Origin of the sequence: Hyella patelloides LEGE 07179 (assembly GCF_900659865.1) — a bacterium.
Lineage (GTDB): Bacteria > Cyanobacteriota > Cyanobacteriia > Cyanobacteriales > Xenococcaceae > Hyella > Hyella patelloides.
In genome coordinates this window covers 1-7,178 of sequence record NZ_LR214086.1, presented here as the reverse complement: position 1 = coordinate 7,178, position 7,178 = coordinate 1, and the positions used below count along the sequence as shown (strand labels likewise).

Genomic DNA, 7,178 nt, shown 5'->3' with positions numbered 1-7,178 from the left:
CGCTCAAGTTTTGAGAGGGGCAAGAAAAGGAATTAATCCACCACCTTTTCCTGTTTGTAATTAATCTGCGGGGATTCCTCGCGCCTAATTTTCCTGGGAATTTTTTAGGGGGGAATGAACGATTACCATCGCGACCCATTCGATCGCTTGATAATTGCTCAGGCTATGGTGGAACAAATTCCTGTTGTGGGGACAGATGAGATTTTTGATTTATATCCTATTCAGAGATTATGGTAGTTTTTTGAATTAGAACCAGGTATTACCTAAGTATTTAAAACTTTTCAATATCTAAATAAACGACTCAATTAGAGATCAACCTTAAATGCGATCGCTAGTTGAGGACTTCCCAGCCTAAAGGTTAAAAGTTTGAATTAAAGCTAGAGAAATCTGATTAAATATTTGAGCAGCTAAAGAATCGGGTTGACTGATAGCAATGGGGTTTCCTTCATCGCCACCGCTACAAATGCGAGGATCGAGGGGAATTTGTCCTAATAATGGTGCTGATAATTCTTGGGCGATTTGTTTACCACCACCACTACCAAAGACAGAAGTACGTTTTCCTCTCTCATCTACCAAATAACTCATATTTTCCACAATACCTAATACGGGAACGCCTACCTGACGAAACATATAGATTCCCCGTCGCACATCGGATAATGCTACCTGTTGGGGAGTTGTAACCATTACCACCCCGCAGATGGGACTTTCTTGAACGATAGTAATTTGAGCATCCCCCGTACCTGGAGGCAGATCGATTAAAAGATAATCTAATTCTCCCCATTCCACATCGTTAATAAATTGGGTGATGATCTTGTGGAGTACGGGACCTCGCCAAGCTAAAGGACGTTCGGGTTCGGCAAGCAAGCCCACAGACATGACTTTGATACCATGCGCTTCTAAAGGGATGAACTTTTGTCCCAGGGGAGTATCGATCGCCTGTACCTCAGACTGTTTTAAACCGAGCATTTGGGGGATATTAGGACCATAAACATCCGCATCCAGCAAGCCTACCTTTACCCCCGATAAGCTTAATGCCATTGCAAAATTAACCGAAGTGGTAGATTTGCCCACCCCTCCTTTTCCACTAGAAATTGCCAGAGTGAGTTTTACTCCAGGAATGTTACAAACCTGAATGTAAGGCTTTTTGCACCAATCGAGAGTAGATAAAGCAGCTTGTACTTTGCCCTTTAGGTCGTATTGGTGAGAACCTAAATACAGCTTGAGATAAACATAATCATCTACCAGCTTGAGATTCCTTACCATGCCCAAACTCACAATGTCATTGTTGAGATTGGGCTCGATAATCTGTTTTAGTAGTTGAATGGTTTGTTGTTCTCTATCGTTCATGAGGCAACACCCTGTTGTTCGCGAATTTTATCGCTCGCCTTTTGGGAGAATATCCTTACATCAGCATCAGGATCGTCTAGGGTTTGCTGAAGGGCGTTCAAGACGGTAGGATTGCCAATATTTCCTAATGCGATCGCAGCATCGCGACGGATATCGGAGTATTCATCAGTAAGGCATTTGATTAAAGCAGGGATAACACTGTCATCGGCAATTTCTTGAAGAGTGCGGGCGGTAAACTTGCGTACTTGCCAATGTTCGTCTGACAGGGCTTTTCCCAACCAAGGAATTGAGCTATCATCCTGGTGTAAGACTAAGGATTGGGCTGCATTACGACGTACTTGCCAATCTGGATCGTCAGTTAGAGCTTCGCAAAGTAATTCTACTGTTTCTTCGTCTCGTAAATAGCCTAAAGTTAAGGTAGTAGAACGACGCACAGTGACTTCAGGATCGTCCATGAGATTTAAAGCAGGGGGACAGGTTTCTACTTGATTGAGATAGCGTAAGGTGGTAATGGCTGCTTCCCGTAGTTCTTCCTTTTCCGATTCAAAAAACGGCAAAACATAAGGTAGTGCTTGCGCGTCGTGTATTTTCCGCAGCAGAATTAAAACATTAAGCTGCATATAAAAATTATCTTCTTGGATTGCATCGAGCAACATCAATAGATCGGCTGGTGCAATCAACTCTTTTAATGCTGATAACGCTTCCTCTCTCACCTCTCCATCTGGCGCTCGCAAACAAGCCATTAATGGTTTCACCGCGATGGGGTTAGTCAGTTCCCAGATAGCAGTTATGGCAATCTTCTGGATATTAGTATCTTCATCTTCTAAAGCTTGAATTAAAGGCGCGATCGCTTCTTCATCTCCCATATGCTGTAGGGTTTTTACTGCTACTAAACGGTCTTCTAATACTGAAGACTGGAGCATTTCCACCCAGGGCTTTAATTCATCACTGATGTCGTCATACATGGAAAAAACCTAATTTTTATTTTACTCGGAACAATAAGTTAGTTATTTATTTCGGTCAGTTCATTGGTAAGAGATTTAATATCTACCTCATATCTTTTAAATAGATCGCTCAAGTCGGAGTTGCCTTTTTGCACTAAATGAAGCAATCCCCAAAGTAAATCTTCGGTTTCGATATACTTTCTTTTTTCAAGTCTGGCTGACTGTAATGCCAGTTCAAAAACATATTGGCTTTCAGGATTGTCTTATTTAATTTCAATCATTCTTTAGTAGAATTTAGCAACATCACTTACCGTAATAAAAAAGGAATCTGTACTGTAATCGCATTTGTGGGACATTCCTTTTCGCAGGGCAAACAAAACCAACATTCGTCATACTTCATATATGCCTTACCCGTTTCAGGATTCTTTACCAAGACATCCAAGGGACAAACTTCAATGCAAGCATGACATTTTTCCAAACATTTAGATTCATCTACGATTACAGGAACATCAACACGTTGATTAGTTAAAGCCATAATTTTGTTACTTATTACTTATTACTTACTTGTTACTTTCACGTCGTAAACTTCTTCTTCTAAATTCACATCGACGATATAGGGTTCGACGGGACGTTTAAAGAGAGTCATGTTGCCATTCTCTTGCTTCAGATTGACGTGACAGAACCACTCTTCGTTGTTTTTCTCTGGGTAATCGATACGATAGTGATATAAACCCCAACGGCTTTCTTTACGATACAGAGAAGCTCTAGCTGCCATTTCTGCACAGTCGCGAATGAAGTGAACTTCCATACAGCGCATTAGTTCGTGAGGATCTCTTGCTCCCATTAAGTCTAAAGTATCGTGATAATTGACAAACTTATTTAAAGCAATGTCCATTTTGTGGGTATTTTTGGGAGGTTGCAGATAGTCGTTGACAATGCGACGTAATTTATATTCAACCTGGGTGTGGGGAATACCATCGGGATTTTGTAGGGGTTTATAGATGCGTTCTTTCTCTGCTGCTAACCAGTCGGCATCTGGTTCTAAATGCGCCACATCCCGCACGTATTCCATCGCAGCTACGCCAGCCAAACGACCAAATACAAAAGCTCCAATCATATAATTATGGGGAACAGAAGCCATATCTCCCGCAGCATACAATCCTGGTATAGTTGTTTCTGCTTTCTCATTAACCCAAACTCCCGAAGCACTATGTCCGCTACATAAGCCAATTTCGGAAATATGCATTTCTACCCCATGAGTGCGATAGTTTTCCCCTCGGCTTTGATGAAACCTTTCTCGACTAGGACGTTCGTTTGCCCAGAGAATAGATTCAATTTCAGAAATGGTATCTTCATCTAAATGGGTCATCTTAAGCTGGATCGGCCCTTTGCCAGAGTTTAATTCTTTCCAAATCTCCAGCATCATTTGACCGCTCCAATAGTCGCAACTAACAAAGCGGTGTCCTTCTGCATTAGCCGTATATGCTCCAAAAGGACTGGCAACATAGGCACAGGCGGGGCCATTGTAATCTTTGATTAGAGGGTTGATCTGAAAACACTCAATATTGGTTAATTCTGCTCCTGCATGATACGCCATCGAGTAGCCATCACCAGCATTAGTGGGGTTTTCATAAGTACCGTAGAGATACCCCGAATCTGGTAATCCCAATCTACCACACGCCCCCGTACAGAGAACTACTGCCTTGGCTTGAATGACTACAAAATCACCGTTACGGACATCAAATCCCACCGCACCGCGCGCCCTACCATCTTTTACCATTACCCTGGTTGCCATCACCCGATTGGTAACTTTGGCTTTGTGACGTTTTACCTGACGAGTGAGAATCTTCTTTAAATCCTTCCCTTCAGGCATTGGTAGAACGTATTTACCTACTCGATGCACCTGTTTTAAGTCGTAGTTGCCGTAGGTATCTTTTTGAAACTTAACTCCCCAACTATCTAATTCTTGGATGACTTCGTAACCCAGTTTCCCAGTCTGATACACCGCTTTCTGATTGAGGATGCCATCATTGGCGATCGTAATTTCGCGGACATATTGTTCTGGTGTCGAGTTGCCAGGAATAACGGCAGTGTTGACTCCATCCATCCCCATGGCGATCGCGCCACTGCGTCGAATGTTAGCTTTTTCTAAAATTAAAACCTCTGCTTCTGGATTGGCTTGTTTGGCTTTAATCGCTGCCATCGTACCAGCAGTACCACCGCCGACTACTAAAACGTCTGTCTTGAGGTGTTGAGTGTTCGTCATGTACTGTTCTCCACTTGAAAGGGCTTTACTATGATTTTTTAAAAGCTACTAACGATTAGCTATTAGCTTTTACTTAATTTACTTATAAAACTGAGAAGTAAGATTTACTGTTGGCTTTTTTAAATTATCTTTCAATTTACGAGAGTTGTTCATCAAAAGTTTATATGAATCAATAAATTTTTTTAATAGGCATTTTAACTACTATTTATTAACATGGAAATCTATCAATTAAAGGTTTTTTTAGCTGTTGCTCGTTGTTTAAATTTTACTGAAGCTGCCAAAAGCTTGAATCTCACTCAACCAGCAGTTAGTGCCAAAATAAAATCTTTAGAATCGGAGTTAAAAATTTCTCTTTTCGTTCGCTTGGGAAGACAAATACAATTAACTGATATCGGTCAGTATTTAGTTAAAGAAGCCGAAAAGCTAGTTGAATTAGAGACAGAAATTAGCCGTAAAGTAGAGAATTTTAGACAATATAATTTAAATCAAATAACTATTGGTAGTTCTCAAGGACTGGCTCAAAGTTGGCTGCCTAAAATTATTTATCAGTATCGACAAAAATATCCCGAAATTCAAACCAAATTAGAAGTTTTTAATAATGGTAAATTATTAGAAAAAGCAATTATACAAAATAATATCGATGTGGGTTTTTCTGAAGCTAAATTAAGCGATTGTCCTGAAATAGCTCAAAGAGGTATTGCCTCGATTCAATACAGTTTGATAGTTGCATCAGATCGTCTTTTAGCCAAGAAGAATTGGCAAACTTTGATAGATATTCAACACAAACCACTGGTTTTATTAAGCGATCGCTTTGCTAGTCGTCAAGTTTTTGTATCTCGTATCGCAAAATTAGGTTTAAAACCAACTGATTTTCCCCGTATCGAAACTGTAGATACTATTAATTTGATGCGAGCTTATCTTACTCAAGGTGATTACATTGGTTTCGCTTCCGATTTAGAATTTCAAGCAGAATTAAATGCCAAACTATTAACTGCCATTACTCTACAAGAATTCGCCCTACCCGCAAGTATATATCTATCTTTAAGGAGAAAAACTGCTAAAGCGATCGATAATCGTAAAACTTCAACTCCTGTCAAAAAATTTCTTACTCTATTCCCGACTGCATCTGCTCCTAAATCGCCAACTTTTGCCAACAAGAATCGCAATGCAGAAAAAACCATAACCATCAATCTTGGCGTACAAAATGGTACAATTCCTACCATTACCGCAGGATTAATCGTACAACGTTTAAGATTGCTAGAACAGTTTTTACCTCGCACGGGACGTTATGCTCAAATAAAGTACGATATTCAATGGCATAATTTTTTGTCGGGTATGCCTATTGCTGAAGGTTTACATTCTCAGAAATTAGATATTGGTATCTTGGGAGATTATCCCCTGTTGCAAAGTGCCATCCCTCATAGCGATCGCGCCTCATCAAGCAATACTCAGTTAGTCAGTTTTGTCTCAATTAATCCCGATGGCGATGGTAATGCCGTAATAGTACCTCAAACATCAAAATTAGAAACTATTGAGGATTTGAAAGGAGAAACCGTCGCCCTTCCTTTTGGTTCGTCTGCTCATGGAATGCTCTTAAGAACCTTATCTCACTTAGATTTGCTTTCTGAAGTGCAGCTTTTTCCACTCAAAAATTCTCAACTAAAAACACCCTCCGACCCGAAAATAGCAGCAGGATACGCCTACTTTTCGCCTTTTCATCAACTGGCTTGCGATCGCGGTAATTTCAAATATTTATTCAATGGTAATTTAAGCCCCCTACCAGGATTTTATGGCGTAGTAGTGTCTCAATCTTTTGCCAATAGATATCCTGAAATAATTGTTAGCTATCTTAAAGCACTAATTGCTGCTCAATATTGGCTGACAAATACACCTTCGGCATTTTATTTAGTTAGTAAATGGACGAAGATAAAACCGCAAATTTTGGCTAATACTCTCAGTTCTTGTTTTTCAGAAGCTACCTCAAGTTTATTTGTTACCGATTGGCAAATTCGTCCAGACTGGGCAGAAGAACATATAAATAAACTCCAAGCTATCCCCCATCTACAAAGTTTGAAAGATATTTTACTCGCTCGCTGGATTCAATCAGAATTTCTGCAAATTGCTAGTCAAAATTAAAAAAAAGGAGTAAAGCTAAGAACGATATAGCAATTGTCCCGCTTTTGACTCATCACACAAAAATTGAGTTATCAAGGTATTGCTTGGTCAATTGTAAAGGAAAAAGACTATTTAGATTGCTGCCTCTTTGTTGATAAAGTTCATTGGGGATGCGAATATCAACTCTCGTAACATTTTCTGTCTTTCTGCTAGGCATATCGGATATATCGGATAATATCGGATATATCCGATATTACCAGGTAGGGGGTTAAGTAATACAAAATCCTGTCTAGATACAATACTTAAAAGTTAGGTCAAGGCAGAAGGGTTTTAGTTAGATTAAGCTCCCAATAGTAAAATATGCTTCGGTAATCTAATTTCAGTAGATGGACAAGTGCGATCGCTATGCTGAGAGCCTTGACTTTTCCACTTATTTATCAGTACTAATGTTTTAATAATCGAAATTTAAAATAAATATTGCTTATACTTGCGAACAGAAAGTTAGT

5 protein-coding genes and 1 pseudogene are annotated in these 7,178 nt (G+C 39.7%); 2 read left to right on the top strand and 4 right to left on the bottom strand.

All coding sequences use genetic code 11. The annotated features are described in order from the left end of the window. Nucleotides 1–123 precede the first annotated feature (123 nt). A pseudogene (locus H1P_RS39095) lies at nt 124–237 on the top strand (type II toxin-antitoxin system VapC family toxin); the annotation flags it as partial. Between the two features lie 114 nt (nt 238–351). Here H1P_RS39095 and H1P_RS29240 read toward each other — a convergent pair. From H1P_RS29240 to H1P_RS29225, 4 genes are all read right to left on the bottom strand, one after another. Beyond that, the gene (locus H1P_RS29240) at nt 352–1,347 is read right to left on the bottom strand and encodes an Mrp/NBP35 family ATP-binding protein (protein ID WP_144874379.1); all 996 of its coding nucleotides are present in this window, start codon (nt 1,345–1,347) and stop codon (nt 352–354) included. Further along, complete coding sequence (locus H1P_RS29235; RefSeq protein WP_144874377.1) at nt 1,344–2,312, bottom strand: HEAT repeat domain-containing protein; 969 nt, start codon at nt 2,310–2,312, stop codon at nt 1,344–1,346. Before H1P_RS29235 ends, H1P_RS29240 begins: the two co-directional genes overlap by 4 nt. Before the next feature lie 286 nt (nt 2,313–2,598). Beyond that, the gene (locus H1P_RS29230; protein ID WP_144874375.1) at nt 2,599–2,826 is read right to left on the bottom strand and encodes a 4Fe-4S dicluster domain-containing protein; all 228 of its coding nucleotides are present in this window, start codon (nt 2,824–2,826) and stop codon (nt 2,599–2,601) included. Nucleotides 2,827–2,847: 21 nt separating this feature from the next. Further along, complete coding sequence (locus H1P_RS29225; protein WP_144874373.1) at nt 2,848–4,557, bottom strand: fumarate reductase/succinate dehydrogenase flavoprotein subunit; 1,710 nt, start codon at nt 4,555–4,557, stop codon at nt 2,848–2,850. A 213-nt stretch (nt 4,558–4,770) separates the two neighbouring features. Between H1P_RS29225 and H1P_RS29220 the strand changes: the two genes are divergently transcribed. Further along, nucleotides 4,771–6,693, top strand: a complete 1,923-nt coding sequence (locus H1P_RS29220) for a LysR family transcriptional regulator (protein WP_144874370.1) — start codon at nt 4,771–4,773, stop codon at nt 6,691–6,693. The last annotated feature ends 485 nt before the right edge of the window (nt 6,694–7,178 follow it).